18 protein-coding genes and 1 tRNA gene are annotated in these 18,606 nt (G+C 44.8%); 4 read left to right on the top strand and 15 right to left on the bottom strand.

Annotated elements, in window-relative coordinates; genetic code table 11:
• Nucleotides 1–266 precede the first annotated feature (266 nt).
• Nucleotides 267–527, bottom strand: coding sequence for a DUF2187 domain-containing protein (locus ACKTR2_RS01100; protein ID WP_407882188.1), 261 nt, complete (start codon nt 525–527; stop codon nt 267–269).
• A 95-nt stretch (nt 528–622) separates the two neighbouring features.
• Nucleotides 623–2,029 (bottom strand): MATE family efflux transporter, encoded by a 1,407-nt coding sequence (locus ACKTR2_RS01095; protein ID WP_407882187.1) that lies wholly within the window; start codon nt 2,027–2,029, stop codon nt 623–625.
• A gap of 155 nt (nt 2,030–2,184) precedes the next feature.
• Here ACKTR2_RS01095 and ACKTR2_RS01090 point away from each other — a divergent pair, with 155 nt between their 5' ends.
• Entirely contained in the window at nt 2,185–2,529 is a 345-nt protein-coding gene (locus ACKTR2_RS01090) for a hypothetical protein (protein ID WP_407882186.1), read from the top strand.
• 76 nt (nt 2,530–2,605) lie between these two features.
• On the opposite strand, the gene ACKTR2_RS01085 is transcribed toward ACKTR2_RS01090, so the two are convergent.
• From ACKTR2_RS01085 to folB, 7 genes are all read right to left on the bottom strand, one after another.
• Nucleotides 2,606–4,165 carry a UDP-N-acetylmuramoyl-L-alanyl-D-glutamate--2,6-diaminopimelate ligase gene (locus ACKTR2_RS01085; RefSeq protein WP_407882185.1) on the bottom strand — a complete coding sequence of 520 codons (1,560 nt, stop codon included), beginning with the start codon at nt 4,163–4,165 and terminating at the stop codon, nt 2,606–2,608.
• Between the two features lie 116 nt (nt 4,166–4,281).
• A complete protein-coding gene (gene folP / locus ACKTR2_RS01080; RefSeq protein WP_407882184.1) occupies nt 4,282–5,433 on the bottom strand; it encodes a dihydropteroate synthase in 1,152 nt (383 codons plus the stop codon).
• Between the two features lie 43 nt (nt 5,434–5,476).
• Nucleotides 5,477–6,100, bottom strand: a complete 624-nt coding sequence (locus tag ACKTR2_RS01075) for a non-canonical purine NTP pyrophosphatase (protein ID WP_407882183.1) — start codon at nt 6,098–6,100, stop codon at nt 5,477–5,479.
• Nucleotides 6,093–7,430: a bifunctional folylpolyglutamate synthase/dihydrofolate synthase gene (locus ACKTR2_RS01070; RefSeq protein ID WP_407882182.1), complete on the bottom strand. Its 1,338-nt coding sequence runs from the start codon at nt 7,428–7,430 to the stop codon at nt 6,093–6,095. The genes ACKTR2_RS01075 and ACKTR2_RS01070 overlap by 8 nt, the downstream gene beginning before the upstream one ends.
• Complete coding sequence (folE, locus tag ACKTR2_RS01065; protein ID WP_407882181.1) at nt 7,411–7,992, bottom strand: GTP cyclohydrolase I FolE; 582 nt, start codon at nt 7,990–7,992, stop codon at nt 7,411–7,413. Before folE ends, ACKTR2_RS01070 begins: the two co-directional genes overlap by 20 nt.
• 15 nt (nt 7,993–8,007) lie before the next feature.
• The gene (gene folK / locus ACKTR2_RS01060; RefSeq protein WP_407882180.1) at nt 8,008–8,496 is read right to left on the bottom strand and encodes a 2-amino-4-hydroxy-6-hydroxymethyldihydropteridine diphosphokinase; all 489 of its coding nucleotides are present in this window, start codon (nt 8,494–8,496) and stop codon (nt 8,008–8,010) included.
• Nucleotides 8,493–8,858 (bottom strand): dihydroneopterin aldolase, encoded by a 366-nt coding sequence (gene folB / locus ACKTR2_RS01055; RefSeq protein ID WP_407882179.1) that lies wholly within the window; start codon nt 8,856–8,858, stop codon nt 8,493–8,495. Before folB ends, folK begins: the two co-directional genes overlap by 4 nt.
• Before the next feature lie 756 nt (nt 8,859–9,614).
• Here folB and ACKTR2_RS01050 point away from each other — a divergent pair.
• Together ACKTR2_RS01050 and ACKTR2_RS01045 are read left to right on the top strand one after the other, a co-directional pair.
• Nucleotides 9,615–9,830: a hypothetical protein gene (locus ACKTR2_RS01050; RefSeq protein ID WP_407882178.1), complete on the top strand. Its 216-nt coding sequence runs from the start codon at nt 9,615–9,617 to the stop codon at nt 9,828–9,830.
• Nucleotides 9,817–10,521, top strand: a complete 705-nt coding sequence (locus ACKTR2_RS01045) for a CPBP family intramembrane glutamic endopeptidase (RefSeq protein ID WP_407882177.1) — start codon at nt 9,817–9,819, stop codon at nt 10,519–10,521. Before ACKTR2_RS01050 ends, ACKTR2_RS01045 begins: the two co-directional genes overlap by 14 nt.
• A gap of 167 nt (nt 10,522–10,688) precedes the next feature.
• Here ACKTR2_RS01045 and ACKTR2_RS01040 read toward each other — a convergent pair whose 3' ends face one another.
• From ACKTR2_RS01040 to ACKTR2_RS01025, 4 genes are read right to left on the bottom strand one after another with little or no spacing between them, the layout of a single operon-like run.
• Nucleotides 10,689–10,988 (bottom strand): PspC domain-containing protein, encoded by a 300-nt coding sequence (locus ACKTR2_RS01040; protein WP_407882176.1) that lies wholly within the window; start codon nt 10,986–10,988, stop codon nt 10,689–10,691.
• A gap of 40 nt (nt 10,989–11,028) precedes the next feature.
• Nucleotides 11,029–11,940, bottom strand: a complete 912-nt coding sequence (locus ACKTR2_RS01035; RefSeq protein WP_407882175.1) for a DUF4097 family beta strand repeat-containing protein — start codon at nt 11,938–11,940, stop codon at nt 11,029–11,031.
• Nucleotides 11,937–12,578 carry a DUF1700 domain-containing protein gene (locus tag ACKTR2_RS01030; protein WP_407882174.1) on the bottom strand — a complete coding sequence of 214 codons (642 nt, stop codon included), beginning with the start codon at nt 12,576–12,578 and terminating at the stop codon, nt 11,937–11,939. Before ACKTR2_RS01030 ends, ACKTR2_RS01035 begins: the two co-directional genes overlap by 4 nt.
• Nucleotides 12,568–12,918 carry a PadR family transcriptional regulator gene (locus ACKTR2_RS01025; protein WP_407882173.1) on the bottom strand — a complete coding sequence of 117 codons (351 nt, stop codon included), beginning with the start codon at nt 12,916–12,918 and terminating at the stop codon, nt 12,568–12,570. Before ACKTR2_RS01025 ends, ACKTR2_RS01030 begins: the two co-directional genes overlap by 11 nt.
• Nucleotides 12,919–13,115: 197 nt before the next feature.
• Here ACKTR2_RS01025 and ACKTR2_RS01020 point away from each other — a divergent pair.
• Nucleotides 13,116–13,199, top strand: a tRNA-Leu gene (locus tag ACKTR2_RS01020).
• A 278-nt stretch (nt 13,200–13,477) separates the two neighbouring features.
• On the opposite strand, the gene ftsY is transcribed toward ACKTR2_RS01020, so the two are convergent.
• On the bottom strand, nt 13,478–14,983 hold the full coding sequence (gene ftsY, locus ACKTR2_RS01015; protein WP_407882172.1) for a signal recognition particle-docking protein FtsY: 1,506 nt from the start codon (nt 14,981–14,983) through the stop codon (nt 13,478–13,480).
• 46 nt (nt 14,984–15,029) lie between these two features.
• On the bottom strand, nt 15,030–18,590 hold the full coding sequence (gene smc / locus ACKTR2_RS01010) for a chromosome segregation protein SMC (RefSeq protein WP_407882171.1): 3,561 nt from the start codon (nt 18,588–18,590) through the stop codon (nt 15,030–15,032).
• Between the last annotated feature and the right edge of the window lie 16 nt (nt 18,591–18,606).

Here is an 18,606-nt window from a genome sequence, read left to right as displayed (position 1 = left end):
CGGTGACTCTCGTAAAAGCCACGCACTCATTAAACCTTTAACTAAGCGGTCACGATGTCCTTTCATCTGACGACACTCGCTGAACGCAACGACTTAGCGACTCTGTTTAACCAGGTTAGCAACAATGTTTGTGTTGTGCTGATATTATAATACAATGAGATTTGTGTCAACTAGATTCTCATTTTAATTTTAATAAAAGGCGATAAAAAAGCTTCATTGCCAGTAATTAACCGCAATGAAGCAATCGAAACATCTTTAATAAATGATTAGGCGTTATCCTGATCAGGATCGTCATCATCTTCGGCAGGTTCAGGAACCGGCGCAGCTTTGATCACCTTAATCGCATCTTTTTTCACAACAGCTCGTCGATTCATTTCGCTGACCGTCATGCTATCCCCATCGTTGTAATCATCGATTAGGACCAATGCTGAATTTTCGTAAACTTTCTCCAGCTCACCACCAAAGTCGTGTTCAAACGGTCCAAATTTCTTCGCCGTAACAACATCACCAACATGTAATTCAGCCATTCATTTCACCCCTAGCCCGCTTAGCCGTTCTTCACAGTAGCTGCGGTTATTATCGTACATACGAGTGTGTATCGTACCAAAGATAGCTTAATATTTCAACTATCGTGTTCAGGTATCGCTGATGTTTGCACCCGTTCAGTTTGTTTCGCAGCTTCGTTTTGATCATGCATGTATTGCAAGTTGTGTAACTGCCGAATAGCACGCATATATGAAGGAATTAGGACTAAACATGAGCCTAACCAAGCCAACGGTTCAGCAGAAACGGCTCCTGCATAGCCCAATGGACCCACTAAAAAGAAGGCTGTCGCTGTCCGCATCACCAATTCAGCGATCCCTGCAAATGTCGGCATTGCTTGTTGTCCAACACCCTGCAAAGTATTTCGAATAATAAACAGCACGGATAATAACACATAACTGCTGGCAATCACATTAAAGTAAGTTTGTGATAAATGTAAAACCTGTTCATCGTGGCCATTAATGAATAAACCGACTAACCAACGCCCAAAAACAATTTCACCGGCCCCCACTACAATGGCAAATGTTCCCGACAAAATCAATGTCTGACGCACTCCTTTGATAATCCGTTCATACTGCCCAGCCCCCATATTCTGCGCGGCAAAGGTTGCCATCGTTACACCGAACGAAGCCATTGGCATCGTTGCGATTTGGTCGATTTTACTTGCTGCTGTTGAAGAAGCCACTGAAGCCGTTCCTAAACTATTTAACGCGGCTTGCATAACGATCGCTCCAATTGCGATAATCGACATTTGAAAACCCATCGGTAGTCCCGTCGCAATATGAGTGCCCAATTGAGATAATCCCGCACGTAGATCCTGCCGTGTAATTTGTAAGAGCGGTACTTGACGGACAATGTAACCAATACATAAGCCACTCGCAATTAACTGGGAAATCACTGTCGCATAACCAGCTCCTGCAACCCCCAAATGGAGGCCGAGGATAAAAATTAATTCCAAGACAACGTTGATAACTGTCCCTGCAATTAAAAAATATAGTGGTGTCCGCGAATCACCTAAACTTCGAATCATGTTTGATAACAAGTTAAAGGCCACTGACGCAAAAATCCCAGCGAAAATAATTGAAATAAATGTTTGTGCATCTGCATAGATGGCGCTCGGTGTCTGCATCAGGTGAAGAATTGGATGCACGAACGCTAACGACAAAACTGTCAAAATAATGGTCACAAATAAGCTGATCCAAATACTTGCCGCGAAACTCTCGCGGACGCCTTTTGTATCACGAGCGCCAAATCGCTGAGCCGTTACGATTGAGAGACCAGCCGTCAAACCTTGAGCGAATCCGATGATCAGAAAACTGATCGAGCCAGTTGACCCCACCGCGGCAAGTGCATTGACACCTAATGTCTGCCCGACCACTAAAGTATCAGAAATATTATAAAGTTGCTGAAATAGATTTCCGATTAATAATGGCATAGTGAATAAGAAAATTAATTTCAGCGGCTTCCCGCTGGTTAGGTCTTGCATAGGCCGCCTCCCAATCTCTCAATAATTAAATCACGATCTAAGATCAATAATGCAATTTGAACATGTTATGATAGGCGATGAAACATGTCAAGCAAAAGCAGCGGTTATTAATCAAAAACTGACCGGCTACTTTTCAATGAATGAAAGGAATTGTTATGCACGAATTATTCAATGTTGCGGTCGGCATCACACTTGTTCTTTTCATTTTTGTCTTAATTGGTCGCTTCAGTTCAACCGAAAAACGTGTCAAATTGTGGCTGATGTTGAGTCGCCTGGCATATTTAACGCTATTCGTCATCAGCATTATCAATGATGTCTCCACTTGGCAAATTAAGTTAGTCTGGACTTTGGGTCAAATTACGTTGGTGCTTATTGCTGCCTTACTGGTTGAGTTTATCTTTGCCCACAAGCAAGAGACTCATGTTGACGCTAGCTGGCTTTGGGGATTAGCAATTTGCTTAGTCTTGACGATATATGCCACTTTAACATTAGCCTTTTGAGCTACTTCAAATCGTCCATAATCAAAAGCGTGCCCTCCACGTTGATTTTATCAATCAACCGTGAGGCACGCTGTTTTTATGCTTGCGTATCCAGTTCAATTTCAGCCACAACCGCCTTCGCAACGGCCATGTCAGTTGGGTACGGCGTGTCCACGCCACGTACTTTCTGATAAGGATCTTCACCTTTAGCTGCTAGAACTACCACGTCATTTGGGCGACTGGCTAAAATTGCCTGCCGAATCGCTGTTGGCCGATCAATTTGAGTATGGACTGTCACCCGCTGATGATCAATATGTGCTTCAATTTGTTGAGCAATTGCAACTGGGTCTTCAAACCCTGGATCATCGGCAGTCAAATAGGCAACATCAGCTTCTTCACTAAGCGCCTTACCAAACCCTTCACGCCTAGAGATTCCTTTGTCTCCAGGGCTACCGACCACGACAATTACCCGACTATCGACATATTGTTTTCTTAAAAAGGATAATAATGCTTTAACCGACGCATAATTATGCGCATAGTCAACAAAAATTGTTCCGTGTTGATGCGTCATGATTGATTCAAAACGTCCTGGTACCGTAATGGTGGGTAACGCCTGCTGGGCTTGACCCACCGTCGCGCCGGCTAAACCAGCAGCAATGATGGCAGCAACAGCATTATTTTCGTTATAATCACCTGGAATTGCCAGTTGATACTCCCCATCTAACGCCAATTTGCGTCGCTTGGTGGCAACTGTTGTTAGCGTAAATTTAGCATCCTTTAAATTATCTTCGTTACTTTCAAACCGAAAATCGAGCGGCACGTCCACGCTAGGCTGATACCCCGTTCGTGCATATAAATAAATATTCTCAGGTTGGGTCGTCGCCTTAGCTGCTTGATAGACATCATTTAAGTGATCAGTTTCGGCATTAATGATACAGCGTTTTGAATTCACGAGTAACTGCAATTTGCAGTGCAAATAGTCCGCAAATGTTGGGTGCTCATTACGCCCAATGTGATCCGGCGTAATATTCAAGAAGATGCCAACATCATAGGTCAAGCCATAAACACGATTCTTTTTATAAGCTTGAGAGGAGACCTCCATCACCAGATGTGTCATGCCAGAATCGACTGCCTCGCGCATGTCATGAAATAAGTCCAACGATTCAGGTGTCGTTAAATCTGACTTGAATTCTTGTTCTGGACGGGGTCCTAGAATACGATCAATCGTGGAAAACAAAGCGGTCTTTTGGTTCGTGGCAGCTTGCAACATTCCTCGGGTAAAGTAAGCGGAGGTCGTTTTACCCTTAGTTCCAGTGAAGGCAACGATAAATAGTTCATTTTGTGGGTAGCCAAAAAAGGCGGCGCTCAATAAGGCCATTGCTTGTTGAATATTAGTGACAATAAATCCGGTGATGGTCTGCATGGTGTCGGCCTGCTCAGCCACATAGCCAATCGCCCCGGCATCCACAGCTGCTTGTAAATAAGCCGGTTTAAACGCACCCTTACAGAAAAATAGACTCGCCGGCGTAGCAGTTCGCGAATCATAAGTAATCGCGGTGAAGTTAGTCGCTTCATGCGGATTGACCAGCTTCACTAATAGATCATGTTCCCGCAAGATGGTTTCAATTTGTTCAGCGGTTAAGTTTTGTTTTGCCATGAATAATCAAACTTCCCTTTAATTTCTTAGTCTCCAATTATACACTAGCCGGAATTAAAAACGACTGCTGGATGATTGATCCGCAGTCATTTTAAGAAAAGCTAATTAACCTTGGTTTAAACTTGTCTCGGTTCTTCACGATCAGGAAACCAAAAACTCTGTTCAATCGTTTGGAGCAGCTTGACCAATTGGACCGTCTCTGAAACGTCATGGACACGCAAAATTCGCCCGCCATGTAAATACATATAAGCCTCTGCAACCAACGTCACCGATAAGCGATCATCCTTAGCAAGGCCAAACAATTTATGGCCAAACCCCTTCCGTGAAATTGCAATCATCAGCGGTCGTTTCAAATTAAGAAAGCGATCAAGATTCCGCATCATCGTGAAATCCTGATAACCATCGGCAATTTTGGCATAGCCAATACCCTGATCCAACGCAATTCGTTCACGATCAATCCCTGCAGCCGTCAATGCGGCTAAATTTTCCGAAAAGAAATGGGACATTGCTTGGGTTAAATTCTGATATTCTTTACCACGGCTCGCATGCATCGTTAACAGTCCCACGGCTTGCGGCGCTAAGAGCGTCAGCTTGGCTGGGTCATCCGTAAAAGCATTCACATCGTTAATGATGTCCACACCTTCATCTAAGACTGCTTTCATAACTGGATACTTGTATGTGTCGACGGCGATGGCGACTTCAGGAAAATGTTGCTTGATGGCACGTAAAAGTGGGACAACTCGTGTCATTTCCGTCGTTGCATCAATGGGAGTAAAACCCGGTCGTGTCGTTTGTCCACCAATTTCAATTACATCGGCACCGGCTTCAACCATCGCCGTAACATGGTTTAAGACAGCTGTTGGTTCTTGATAGCGACCACCATCATAAAAAGAATCAGGGGTAACATTTAAAATGCCATAAATAACCGGTTTGCTGGATGTTTTGAAATCAAATCTGCCCGCCCGCCAATGAACTTCACGGGCTTCACGAATGGCAATCATTGCTTGATCCACTGTCGCTTGATGAAATTGTTTATGCAATTGGGTCGTCAAAGTTAGTAATGCGCCGTTATCAATCAGCGTTTCAACCGCCATCGGTGACGAAACAACGATGGCATCTAGGTTATCTAACAGGACCATTAACTGTTGGCGTTCGCTTTCAGTCAACTCACTAAATGACAGTGCAAGCTTTTCTTGCCGTTCTAGACTAGCTTTTAAAGCAATCCCTGCCAAATCTTTAGCAGGACTTGTCAATGTGGTTACAATCATTGCTCATAACTCCTTAAATTAACAGGTCGTGTTATCAAAATTTTTATTTAAAATCATCACGTAAGACTAATTCATGAATCACTTGGGGCACCACACGACCACGTGGTGTAAACGGGATGCGCGCCTGATCCGGTAGTTGTGCTAAGGTCAATCCAATCTCAGGTAACCACATAATGCGATCAAACCCATGGCTATACAATCCGATCGGTTGAAAAGGAATCGTAAACGTCGTCCACCCAGTTCTCGAAAAAGACGAACCATTGGGCGTTACCACCGTCAAAGTCGTTGTTAACCTTGCTTGCCGCGATGCCTGCGTTGGTGCCAACAAGTCAATAATATATTGATTCATCTGTGCATCCGTTTTGGCATGCTCATTTAACTCACGAATCGTTGTCACACCAAAGTGATCTGGGAGCGCATCAATAAACAAGCCGCTATCATCGCCGATTACGATAGCTTCTGGAAGCTGCTTCGCAATAAATTCGGCCTTTCCAGTCGCGTTATCAGTGAAATTTTTCGTCCCTTCAGTGGGGAAATGCTGTCGACCAAGATATTGCCAATACGGTTGTAACGAGTAGCCACTTGCCGTAAAAGTACGAGCTAACTCCGCAAACTTAAACGGATTATTGGTCGCAGCAACAAGTAGCGGTTTAGTCGATTTAGCCATCAAGCCCCGCCTCCTCTAGTGCACGAATCAAATAAAAGCTGCCCGTCACAACAATTGGCGTTGTCGTGGTCAGCCACGAAGCTTGCAATAATTGGCGGACCTCGTTCATGTCAGCGGCCTGATAAACGGTTAAATCCGATAATGTCAGTCTACCGATTTCGTCGGCGACTAATTCGGCCAAATCATCAACCGCCAGCGCTCGTGCAGGCTGATCCGGGGTCGTTAAAATAACATTGTCTGCTAGCGGTAGCAACATCGTTAACATAGCTAGAATATTTTTATCGACCAGAAAGCCCAAAACCAGCGTGAATTTCTGATTCGGCGCGAGCTCACGCAGGGTAGCCACCAGCGCTGCCATTGCATCAGGATTATGAGCGCCATCTAGAACTAACGCCGGATGTTGCCAAGTTGCAGGTACCTGAGTGAAACGGCCCAGCAAATGAACTTCTTTAAACCCACTGCGGACCGCATCTTCACCTAGTCGCCACCCGCGTTGGTTTAACTGAACCAAAACAGCCAACACAGTAGCGGCAGTCGCTAATTGATGACGACCAATGAGATTTAAGCTAATACCTGACCAATGTCCCAACGAACTCTCCATGGTCAATGTCGTCTCATCTAAGCCAAGGTGAATGTGACTGAACCCTGCTAACGATGCCGTGATCACGTCGACGTGTTGCGCACTCGCAATTTTTTGAATAGCGACGGTTGCTTCTACCGCCTGGTGGGGCGCAATTACGACCGTCGTTTGTGGCTTAATAATGCCCGCCTTATTGGTCGCAATTTCACCAATTGTTTGCCCCAGTAATCGAGTATGATCTAGGGCAATATGGGTAAAGACACTAATTAATGGCACCGTAATCGCGTTAGTCGCGTCAAACTGACCGCCTAAACCGGCTTCGATAATCATCAAGTCTACGTGTTGATTGGCAAACCACTGCATCGCAATTAAAAATAACCATTCAAAAATAGTGAATCGATCTGCAGCACCAACGACCGCTTCAACAGCGGGCAGCAATTGTTCATAACAGTGAACAAACACCGTTTTTTCAATCATTTTCCCATTAATCGTCAACTGCTCACGTTGATCAAGGATGGCTGGGCTAGCAAAGACCCCTACACGATAACCGCCAGCTTGAATAGTTCGTGCTAACAGCGCTACCGTCGAGCCCTTACCGTTAGTCCCAACCACATGAATTCGTGGTGCTTGTTGATCGGGATGACCAACCTGTGCCAAGACTCGACGCAACAAGGGAACCCGGTCAGCCTCCCCAGCGAGCATGGCCCGATTTAATTGATTTATAAGTTGATCATAGGTTAAGGTTGCCATGTTCGGCCCTCATTAAAAATTCCTGTTTTAAAGCTTGGTCGCTTGCAAAAGCACCTAGATACTTGGCCGTTTGGGTGACTGAACCAGTCTTGTTAATCCCACGCATCTCCATGCACATGTGCCGAGCTGCCACACTCACCGCCACGCCAGCCGGATTTAGAATCCGCGTCAATTCTGTGGCAATTGCATTAGTCACGTTTTCCTGAACGGTTGGTCGGTGGGTGACAAAATCGATTAGCCGAGGAATCTTGCTAAGTCCAATGATGGTCCCATCAGTAGGCACGTATGCGACGCTAATGCGACCAAAGAACGGTAATAAATGATGCTCACACATCGAATAAAAAGGAATTTGCCCCACTACGACCATATCTGCATTATCTGTTTCATGAAATAATTTGTAATCCGTAAACGTCGGTTCCGTCAGTGAAGAAAACATTTCATTGTAAGCCTTAGCAACCCGCCTGGGTGTTTCCTGTAATCCTGGTCGATCAGCATCTTCTCCCACCGCTGTCAGGATCGTTTTGACGGCATCCGCTACGGTTGCTATTTGTTCATCTGTCATTCAATCATGCTCCATTCAGGCATCACGGCCTAGTTTAATAATTTCTGTCTGATCATTGGTCTCTGCCAGCCAATCGGCAAGTTGCCGTTGAATTTGTCGATCAGGACCACTGATTTCTAATAATGGCACGAGCACAAATTTGCGATTGGCCGCCTCTGGATGCGGAATCGTTAAAGTGTCCGTATGAATATGTTCGTCGCCAAAAAAAATGATGTCAATATCAAGGGTGCGCGGCCCCCAATGCACAAATCGTCGTCGATGCTCGGCATATTCTAAACGATGTAAGCTTTCCAATAATTGGTCAGCACTTAGTTCTGTCTCCACGGCAACGGCGGTGTTTAAAAAGTTGTCTTGAATGACGCCACCCACTGGTTGGGTTTCATAAAAGTGCGCCACGCGAATCTGGGCGATCGCTCTTGAAGCCCGTAATTGTGCGATGGCGGCCAACAAATGAACACGACGGTTACCCAAATTAGATCCTAGGCTCAAGTAAGCGGTAGTCATGTTAAATCGCCTCCTGACACCTCAATTTCAACATTGTCAAAGATTCCTGCAATCGGCACAGCATACTTGCGAACTCGTAATTGCACTCCGGCCGCCTGTGGATATTTAGTTTGTAGCATCGTTAATAAATGGTTAGCGAGTGATTCAATCAAGTTAAATGGATGATTTAATACATAATCTTCTATGTCTTGGTAGACGTGACCATAGTGAATGGTCGTGGTAATATCATCGTCATGCACCTTTGTCTCAATCGGATATGCTAATGCGACATCGACTTCTAATCGCTGACCAAGTTTTTTTTCTTCTGGATATACCCCGTTGTAAGTATGGAAACTCATATTGTTAATGCGAATCATGCCCATCTTGTCACGCTCTTTTCTCAAATATCTTGTTTTATCTTAGCACAGCCATTATTTAAATGCGGGGTCAATCACTTCTCAAATCAATCCAACAACAGTTGTTTATTCTCGTAGCAGTTTGTAAGGTAACCCGTCCAACAACATAAACAACAGCCAGTGCAGCTAATATATTTGAAGCACGTTTAATAACCGATTTGCCAAGGGACTCCCTATAATAAAATCACTAGGAGGGCCAGCTACCAAACCGAAGCCATCAAAATCGGCCCCCTCAATGGCCTTTAGATGGTTCGCCAGCCATGGTCCAAGGGATGCGCGCATCAAGGTGCATGACTTGGCCGGTCACCCTTCTAATATCGTCGCGCAAAGCGGCGATTTTTTTAGCTAAATTGATTCTTTTAAAGATTGGCAAAGCTCCCAGTTAGGCACATTTGTTGTCACAGACAAGTGGTTCTCGCTACACTTGAAACATGCAAGGTTGGCAAAGACGCTGAAGTTTAGTGAGCCGTCGTGCAAAAACTAAACCAGGCCTTTGCTTAGTCATTATTTTCTGCCGCGCAACGGTTCATCCTACTCCGCCTGTGGGGCAGAGCTCAGGCCAATGCAACTCAATTCGACTAGCGTCATGTTAATCTTGCTGCCTCAGCAAATGCTGGGGCCTTTTATTATTGGTCCAATTTTCATGATCTAAGCCAATCAATTTTAAAAATCGGTGTTAAACAAGACTATGCTACAATAAACGTACTTTGTAGGAGGTCCGTTATGCGACAGCAAAGCTCAATCATTATTATTTTAATCACTGTGCTCGTCTTTGGCAGCGTCGTTTGGTTAACTGAAGTTCAACGGCTGACAGGTGTCACCTTGTTCTTGCTGTGGATTGGTGCCTTTATCATCACCACAATCTTAATCACAGTCATTAAAGTATGGCAATTACGTGGCCAGCAAACTGACAAGGAGGAACCTCATGACCAACATTAATTCTGAGAAACCAACTAACCGACCGCGATGGTCAAGAATCGTCGAGGTGATCGCCCTGTGGGTGATGGTTCAATTACCGCCAGCATTACTGGGAATGGCTAAGCATGCCTCCTACGATAATTTTAGTGGCTATCTGTTGACCTTAAGCTATTGGGCAGCTTTTGGGTTAGCCATTTGGATCGCCTATCGTCGTTTTCGTTATTGGTCAGGTCAGCGCTTATTCCATGATTTCAAATGGCGCGATTTAGGAATTGCCGTCCTTGCCTATTTAGTCATCATCATAGGTGAATCACTGTTACTGCGCTTGCAACAGGTACTGTATCATCAACAATCAACGGCTAATAATGATGCCATTAGTCAAATTATGAAGACCAGTCCAGTTGCACTAGTCGCATTCGTCGTTTCAGCCATTTTTTTAACGCCGTTTTTGGAAGAACTCGTTTTTCGAGGCGTAATCACAAATATCTTTTTTAGACCATCGCAGACTTGGCTGAAAATTATTCTTTCAGGTCTCATTTTTTCTACTGGCCACCTTTCGACCAACCCAATTAGTTTTCTCGTTTACTGTTTAATGGGTGCTGTTTTGGCGGCGACGTATCTGTGGACCGGGAAACAGTTTAATTCAATCTTAGTTCATTTTCTGATTAATAGTTTGGCGATGACTCAGCTACTAGTTACGGTCTTACATTGATTTTTAAGATCACGTGTTAAACATCGGCAGACTGATTTACTGATAAATATCAGCATCAGATTTACATCATTCGATTACAAAAACGAGGTCATCTTCCGTAATTTGCGGAAGATGACCTCGTTTTTGTAATCCTCACGCTGAGGTTACCATACACTTTTTGTTCTTGGCTACTTATCATCATGATGGGATTGATCTGGATCAGTGAACTCGCCATCAAAAGTGTCTTCATGATGCGTGGTGTCAGACCAGGAATTAAAATGATCACTCGCTGAAAAATGTGTGCCATCTGGCTCAGGCATCACTAACGCTGCGATCGCATAGGCAATCAAGCCGGTCCCAACTGACCAAAGTATCAAAATACTACCAATGACTCTTGTCAGCGCCACGTCCCAACCGAAGTATTCAGCAATTCCGCCAAAAACGCCCGCTAAAACACGATCATTGGATTTAGTTAAATGTTTTTTCATCGTTATACCTCCACCTAGCTTGAATCAACAACTGTCCACACTATTGTACGGAATTATTGCCATCACTGGTAGTTAATTGCAGCCGATCATTATTAGTTTCGTTTTGCTGCAACAGACCGCCGTCTTCACGATGCTGATCGAACAAACGATTATTGTCAGCACCATGTAAAATATAGCCTTTGCCACGATCTGCACCGACAACCGTATTATCGCCATCCTGATTATTAACGTTTACAATCCCGGTGATTCCGCCATTACGCATCCGAAAGTCCCCATCGGCCAATTGAACCGTCGCTTGATTTAACCAAACGTCTTTCAAGGCAACATCACCATCATCAGTTATCAGCTGCGAATTGGTGAGATTCATCTGCTGCAAGTAAATGTTGCCATCGCCAGTGCTTAGTCGCATGCCTTCGCCGACCGTGGCATGTTCCAAGCTGACGTTACTATTCGTGTGAATCGTCAGTTTATTGGTTTGAACATCTGTCAACCGCATGTCCCCACCTTGATTGACTAATTTAATTTGGTCCAATTTTGTGCCTCGTGGTACCGTGACAACCACCGTTCGATCAGGTAATTGACTATGTCCACCCTCAATCATATCATTGCCATCGGACCCAAAATGCCAACCAGAAGTCGCGTTATCATTCTTAGTTTGTTCGATGACCAAGCGTTGATTTTTAACTGTAACCCGTGGCATCGCCTTGGCATTACTGCGAACCTGCACTCGATAACTATCGCCTTCCTTGATCCGGAGCTGGTTGCTTTTTAAATCGGCATCAAGCACCTTGAATGATTTCACCTTTCGATCAAACGTCTTCACGTGCACTAGCTCTGGTTGATGTTGATCGTTAAAGGTCACGCTTTTAAAGCTGTGTGTCATGGCACCAATCGCCATTAAAACCAAACCAATCACTAAAATAACTAAACCAATTTTTAATGTTCGTTTCATGCAGATTGCCCCCCTCGCGGTTGTTGTCGACGATTACTAAACTTTCGATAGGCAAACCGAATGAAATTTGCAATCATCTGAATGAGCCACCGCACAATGTAATAGAACAATGGCATCAAGACTAAAGCGCCGCCGAGGCCAGTTAAACCGATGCCGATGTAGGCGATCCCAATAAAAATGTGACTGCCCAACAGCCAAAAACCAGTGTATAGCGATACTCCAGCCACCATCATTCCAGCTGCTAATAAGGTGATTGCTAAAACAACTGCCAGTCCCACTGCCAAAATCGCCATGAAGATGACCAATAAAAGGATTAAAATAATGCCAATCGCCGCCGGAATCGTGACTGGCGTTGACAATACCGCCAAAATGATCAGCCATACCATTGTCGCATTTGATCGAGGACTACGCCGCTCACCATTTTGTTCGGCAGTTTCGTTTTCTTTAATCGAATAATCTGCTAATACCTTACGCGCCAACTGTTTTGGCGTACCCAGCTTAGCAATGATTTCATCACCATCCGTTAAATTAGCATCTTCAATGTATTCCGTATAAAAATCTAAGACATCGGCGCGTTCTTCTTCTGTCAATCCGTGCAAACGCCGCTGCAGTTCACTTAAATATGTTTCATTTGTCATCAATATCCCCCCGTTCATCCGTCGATGGCGTTGCCGACGGATCAAAAATTTGGTCTAAACTAATTTTGTAAGCCGCCCATTCATGTATGATTTCACCCAGTCGAATTTTACCTGCATCGGTGATTTGATAATAACGCCGGTTACGTCCCTGAAAAGGCTGGTCATAAGTAGTCAACCAACTTTCTTTTTTCAGGCGTCGTAAAACGGGATACATGGTGGACTCTGAAACAGAAATTGATACCTGAATCTGTTGCGTGAGCGCATACCCATATAGGTCTTCGCGATCTAGTAGTGCTAGAACCATGCCATCAAGTAACTCGCTGCTAACTTGAATACTCATACCACCGCCTCCTCATTACTTTAATTTAGCCATGCCTAACTAGCTAACTTTGAATATGACTATATTATATGATGTATAGTATGAAAGTCAACACAATATGAATTTAAAAATAATTACACGAAATTCATGGCAGCGCTTGCCGTGTTCGAGCCGGTCGTGTAAACTATTACTTTGTTGAGAGTTCTCAATTGTTTCATGCCCCTGTGGCGGAATTGGCAGACGCGCAGCGTTCAGGTCGCTGTTCACCTTGGTGAGTACTGGTTCGAATCCAGCCAGGGGCACTCGAATAGGTTTTTAAAAACCTTGTCAAAACGCGTATAAACGTTGATACACCAACGTTTATACGCGTTTTTTATTTGCCAAAAGTTTCATAGAGTTGCATGAAGTTTCATTGATTTGTGCATGATTGTGTACAAAAAATTATACGGTGCACAATAAAGCAGACATAATGCTGTGCATTTAACTACCTACTTAGACGGGCTAAATACATAAATACAATCTACTTGATTATAAAAACGGTCCCGACTTTAAAAAGCCGAGACCGTTTTACTCATCCGATTTAGTTAGTAATAAGGTCTTTAAATAAGCCATAAACAAACTCACTTGGATCAAACGGACGCAAATCATTGACCTGCTCACCTAATCCCACAAACTTAACGGGTAAATGTAATTCATTTCGTATCGCTAGAACAATGCCACCTTTGGCAGTTCCATCCAATTTTGTCAAAACAATCCCCGTCACATCAGTTGCATCACCGAAAGTTTTAGCCTGATTCAAGGCATTTTGACCAGTGGTCGCATCCAAGACTAACAAGACCTCGTGGGGAGCTTCAGGGATCTCGCGACTCAACACGCGTTTCATTTTGGCCAACTCATTCATCAAATTAACCTTGTTTTGCAGCCGACCAGCCGTATCGACCATTAAAATGTCCACATCATCCTCTTTCGCTCGTTGAACAGCATCATAAACAACCGCTGCCGGATCACTCTTTTCAGGCAGGGCAACCACTGGGACATCATCTCGTTGACCCCAGACTTGCAGTTGTTCAATCGCCCCCGCTCTAAAGGTGTCTGCAGCTGCTAATAAGACCTTTTTCCCTTGTTGCTTATACATATTCGCCATTTTACCAACAGTCGTAGTTTTCCCCACGCCATTAACACCGACAAAGAAAATGACTGTTGGACCACTCTTGGCAAAGTTAACCGAATTATCTTCACCGTTACCTTCTGCGTCATACAGATTGACTAATTTTTCAATAATGACGTTTTCGACATCTGATTGTTTTTTGGCATTCTTCAAACGTACTTCATCGCGTAACTGATCAGTAATCGTCACTGCCGTATTAAAGCCCACGTCCGCGCCAATAAGAGTCTCCTCTAAATCATCAAAGAAGTCCTCATCAACACTTCGAAAGTTTGCTAAAAAGGCATTTAAACGGTCGCCAAAAGTCCGACGCGATTTGGCAAGTCCTTTATCATAAAGTTCTGCATCAGTTGCCTGGCTCAAAGTCGATCCTTCGTTGCTGCCAGCAGCATCCTGACGATCATCTTCAGCAACCATTGTTGAGGACGTCTCTGCTGAGCCGTCGCTCATTTCAACCGTGTCATTAACAACGGATTCAATGGAAGATGTCATCGGCTGACGCTCAGACGCCCCTGATTGGTCAGCGACTGTAGCTTCCGCTTGAGACTGAGAATGACTGGATTTTGCAGCTGCAGACAATGAATCAGCAACTGACTGCCGGGCTGTCAAAGAGGTGTTCGTATTGGCAACTTCCTCTGGCGTCATTTTTGTTGCCGATGACGCTGAGGAATTGCCTGACTCACGACTAACAGTTGATTCTGACATATCTTCTGAATTCGGCTTTACTTCAGAAATGCCCTCCGTTGCATCACTATTTAAATCCGTCTCAACTTGCCGATCAGGCTTTGTCGACTCAAGCGATTGGGCTGAATCGGCCCTTGCTGATGTAACCGCACTTGGCGTCTCACTCGCCGAGTTTGAAGTAGCGTCTGCTGTACTTTCATCGTTTTTACGTCGTCGAAAAATATCAAATAGTCCCATCAAATCACCTACTTTTCTCGATTATTTTAGTATTTCAATTAAACCGCTATGACGCATCATCGGCCAAGTCGTCTAATGAAACTGACACCATCTTTGAAACTCCAGATTCCTGCATGGTCACCCCATAAAGGAGGTTGGCATTCACCATGGTCCCCTTACGATGTGTAATCACGATAAATTGCGTTTCACCACCGAAGTCTCTTAGATAATGTGCAAATCGACTGACATTGGCCTCGTCTAAGGCCGCCTCTGTCTCATCCAAAATTGCAAATGGTACGGGGCGGACAACTAAGGTTGCAAACAATAACGTGATCGCCGTAAGTGATCGTTCACCACCAGATAGCAGGCTCATCCGTTGAAATTTTTTGCCAGGTGGTTGGGCCATAATATCGATTCCTGTCGTCAGCAAATGATCAGGGTCAGTCAATTGTAATCGTGCTTGACCGCCGCCAAACATTTTGACGAAGATTTCGCTAAAAGCCGCTGCCACTTCATCAAAAGCTGACTTGAAACGTGTTTGCACCTCTTCGTCCATTTCCGCCATAGTCATCTCCAACTGTTGTCGACTTGTGACCAAGTCAGACTGTTGGCGGGCCAAAAAGTCGTAACGATCGGAAACACGCTGGTATTCATCAATCGCACCAATGTTAACATCACCAATCTCGTCGAGGCCTCGTTTTAGCAATTTCAATTGTTTCTTAATCGCTTCAATTGGTAAATCAGCCATCGCCTTGGTAGCAGCTTCATAGCTCAATCCATACATTTCGCTCAATTGCGTCAAATCATTATCTAGCAAGGTTGCTAAACGTGATTGTTGGGCACTAAAATCGTTCATTTCGCTCAAAGCAGCTCGTTGAAGTTCCTGACTACGAGTTAAACCTGTTTCTGCCTGAACCAATATCTCGGCTATTCCTGTCAGTTCGTCATTAACCTTCTTGATTTTTTGCTCAGTCGTGTCTCTTTGAGATTCGGCCTGTTTCAGCTGATGGGTCGTTGTTTGCGAATCGGCACCAGCAGCCTGATGATCGTCTGTTAATGTCGCTTCCTGCCTACTTAGGTCTGCTGCTTGCTGCTGCCACTCATTAATTTGCGTCTGCACTCGTTTTTGGTCGCGTTGCTTAGCAGCTAATTCGGCTTGAGCAGCCGCTAGCCATTCCTGCTTTTCTTGTCGCTGTGATCGTTTAGTATCCACGTCTGCACTCAATGCGGCCAAGTCCTGTTGGGTTTGTTTTCTCTGCTCAGTTAGTTGAGCTAGCTGGGCTTCTGATTCAGCTGTTTTGGACTGATTTTGTGTCAGTTGACCTTGGAAATCAGTTGCGTCTAACCCACGTTGCTGTTGCTCCAATTGGCTCGCGGCTAGCCGCCGTTTAGCGACCGTTAGCTGCTCATTAATCAAGGTCGCTTGCCCTTGCAAACGTTGTAAGGTTCCCGCAGCCTGATCGGTTTGGTCGCGTAATTTAGCCCCAGCAGTTGCACTGTCATCCAATTGTTGTTGACGTTCATGCAGCGACTGTTCTTGTTGATGAAGTTCTTGTCGCATTTTATCGATGGCCCGATTAAGTTCGTCAATTTCCGCTCGCTGACTCAATAAGCCACTGGTTTGATGACGGTTAGCTCCACCGGTGATCGAGCCACTCGCATTCATCACTTGACCATCTTGGGTCACAATCCGAAAACGATGACCACCCTGCTTGGCAATTGCAATGGCTGCATCTAAATCAGTTGCTACGACAGTCGTTCCGAGTAAATAGTCCACGACGGGACGAACCTGTACTTGATAAGTCACCAACTCACTGGCTAAACCTACATAACCGGTCATCGATTGCAATGGCGCTAGTTGTGATGCAACTAACGTTCTGCCATGAATCGTCGTCAACGGTAAAAATGTCGCCCGACCTGCTCGCTGTTGCGTTAAGTAGTGAACCGCATCTCGGGCTGTCTGCTCGTCTTTAACGACCAATTGCTGCAGTTGCGCACCCAACGCTGTTTCAATGGCCTTGGTTAAGGACTGTGGCACGGTCAATAAATCAGCCACTGGTCCCACCAGTCCCTGGAATTGTTGTCGGTGGCCTAAAATTGCTTTGACACCTTGATAAAAACCTGCGTAATCACTATTTGCAGCCGATAAACTCTCTGCTCGCGCTTTAGCTCGCTGTTGCACATTGAGCGCGTTATACCAATTTTTTTGTTCTTGATCGAACTGCTGACTTAACAATTGATGCTTTTGCCTAGCGTCTTCTAATTGGGCCTTGAGTCGGTCGTGATCAGCTTTGGCAGCCGCGACCTGTTGAGAAGCTGCACCGAGCTGTCGCTTAACATCAGCAACCTGCGTGGCCAATTTATGTGTTTGTTCCGTTAAACGGCTTTGTTGCTGACTACCTTGTTCACGACTACGAGTCAAAAATTGGCGTTCATTGTGTAAAGTCGCCAACGTTTGCATGATCGAAACATACTCATCTTGTAACGCAGACAAGCGGTCCGTTAATTTTGCTTGTTGTTGTTTTAGATTGTCCCCTGCTAAAGCCGCCACAACCATTTGGGCATTATTCACAGCATCTGCCTGCTCGTCAATTGTCGCTGAAAGTTGATCCAATTCCGCCTGTGATTTAGTTAACGCCGCAACAACTTCTTGTTTTTTTGCCCTCAACTCTGCCAGTTGGCGCTGCTGAAACTGCGTACGTGTCGCAACATTTTCTTGTTGACCGGTTAAAGTCGCCACCTGTTCAGTTAATTGAACCAGCCGCTCCTGTAACTGATCTTTGACTGTAGTTAATTCGGCACGTCGTTGCTTGCGCTTATTAACCTCAGCCATTTGTTCTTTAACCTTGGTTTCGTAATCACTGACTTGTTGATTAGCCCGAATTATTTGCTGATCGATTGTCTGCTTAGCCGCGCGGTTCGCCTGAATTTCCAAGACCAATCGCGACTGATCCAATTGATCATAACGTTGCTTCTGGGCTAAATAGTCTTTCGCTAGCGCACTTTGCTCCGCCAGCGGCTCTAACTGACTCTCCAATTCAGCGATGATATCATTGACGCGATCCAAATAGTCACTCGTCGTCGTTAACTCTTTTTGCGCTTTTTCTTTGTTTTGTTTGTACTTATAAACGCCAGCCACTTCTTCGATAATACTGCGACGATCTTCAGGTTTACTATTAAAGATTGCCTCGACACGCCCCTGACTGATAATTGAAAAAGACTCTCGACCCAATCCAGTATCCATAAACAAGTTTAAAACATCTCGCAATCGACAGGATTGACCGTTAATTAAGTAGTCTGCCTCGCCATTCCGGAATAAACGGCGGGTCACTTTAACTTCACTAAAGTCACTTTTCAAGTAGTGATCCGTGTTATCAAACGTGATCGAAACCTCGGCACGATTCAGCGGTTTTCGGTTAGCCGCCCCAGCAAAGATCACATCGCTCATCTTATTACCGCGCAAATCTTTAGCCGATTGTTCGCCCAACACCCATCGAATTGCTTCGATGATATTGCTTTTACCGCTCCCGTTGGGTCCAACAATACCAGTCATTCCCGGCATAAATTCAATTTTTGTCTTATCAGCGAATGACTTAAAGCCGCTGATTTCTAGCGTCTTGAGTTTCATGCACACCATCCGTTAC

It is taken from the genome of Furfurilactobacillus curtus, from assembly GCF_045862785.1.
In the GTDB taxonomy this organism is placed as follows: Bacteria; Bacillota; Bacilli; order Lactobacillales; family Lactobacillaceae; genus Furfurilactobacillus; species Furfurilactobacillus curtus.
This window is presented reverse-complemented; position numbering and strand designations above follow the sequence as displayed.

Excerpts from the sequence above, each read along its gene's own strand:
- ACKTR2_RS01100 (WP_407882188.1), bottom strand. The coding sequence starts at position 527 with ATGGCTGAATTACATGTTGGTGATGTTGTTACGGCGAAGAAATTTGGA.
- ACKTR2_RS01095 (WP_407882187.1), bottom strand. The coding sequence starts at position 2,029 with ATGCAAGACCTAACCAGCGGGAAGCCGCTGAAATTAATTTTCTTATTC.
- ACKTR2_RS01090 (WP_407882186.1), top strand. The coding sequence starts at position 2,185 with ATGCACGAATTATTCAATGTTGCGGTCGGCATCACACTTGTTCTTTTC.
- ACKTR2_RS01085 (WP_407882185.1), bottom strand. The coding sequence starts at position 4,165 with ATGGCAAAACAAAACTTAACCGCTGAACAAATTGAAACCATCTTGCGG.
- folP (WP_407882184.1), bottom strand. The coding sequence starts at position 5,433 with ATGATTGTAACCACATTGACAAGTCCTGCTAAAGATTTGGCAGGGATT.
- ACKTR2_RS01075 (WP_407882183.1), bottom strand. The coding sequence starts at position 6,100 with ATGGCTAAATCGACTAAACCGCTACTTGTTGCTGCGACCAATAATCCG.
- ACKTR2_RS01070 (WP_407882182.1), bottom strand. The coding sequence starts at position 7,430 with ATGGCAACCTTAACCTATGATCAACTTATAAATCAATTAAATCGGGCC.
- folE (WP_407882181.1), bottom strand. The coding sequence starts at position 7,992 with ATGACAGATGAACAAATAGCAACCGTAGCGGATGCCGTCAAAACGATC.
- folK (WP_407882180.1), bottom strand. The coding sequence starts at position 8,496 with ATGACTACCGCTTACTTGAGCCTAGGATCTAATTTGGGTAACCGTCGT.
- folB (WP_407882179.1), bottom strand. The coding sequence starts at position 8,858 with ATGGGCATGATTCGCATTAACAATATGAGTTTCCATACTTACAACGGG.
- ACKTR2_RS01050 (WP_407882178.1), top strand. The coding sequence starts at position 9,615 with ATGCGACAGCAAAGCTCAATCATTATTATTTTAATCACTGTGCTCGTC.
- ACKTR2_RS01045 (WP_407882177.1), top strand. The coding sequence starts at position 9,817 with ATGACCAACATTAATTCTGAGAAACCAACTAACCGACCGCGATGGTCA.
- ACKTR2_RS01040 (WP_407882176.1), bottom strand. The coding sequence starts at position 10,988 with ATGAAAAAACATTTAACTAAATCCAATGATCGTGTTTTAGCGGGCGTT.
- ACKTR2_RS01035 (WP_407882175.1), bottom strand. The coding sequence starts at position 11,940 with ATGAAACGAACATTAAAAATTGGTTTAGTTATTTTAGTGATTGGTTTG.
- ACKTR2_RS01030 (WP_407882174.1), bottom strand. The coding sequence starts at position 12,578 with ATGACAAATGAAACATATTTAAGTGAACTGCAGCGGCGTTTGCACGGA.
- ACKTR2_RS01025 (WP_407882173.1), bottom strand. The coding sequence starts at position 12,918 with ATGAGTATTCAAGTTAGCAGCGAGTTACTTGATGGCATGGTTCTAGCA.
- ftsY (WP_407882172.1), bottom strand. The coding sequence starts at position 14,983 with ATGGGACTATTTGATATTTTTCGACGACGTAAAAACGATGAAAGTACA.
- smc (WP_407882171.1), bottom strand. The coding sequence starts at position 18,590 with ATGAAACTCAAGACGCTAGAAATCAGCGGCTTTAAGTCATTCGCTGAT.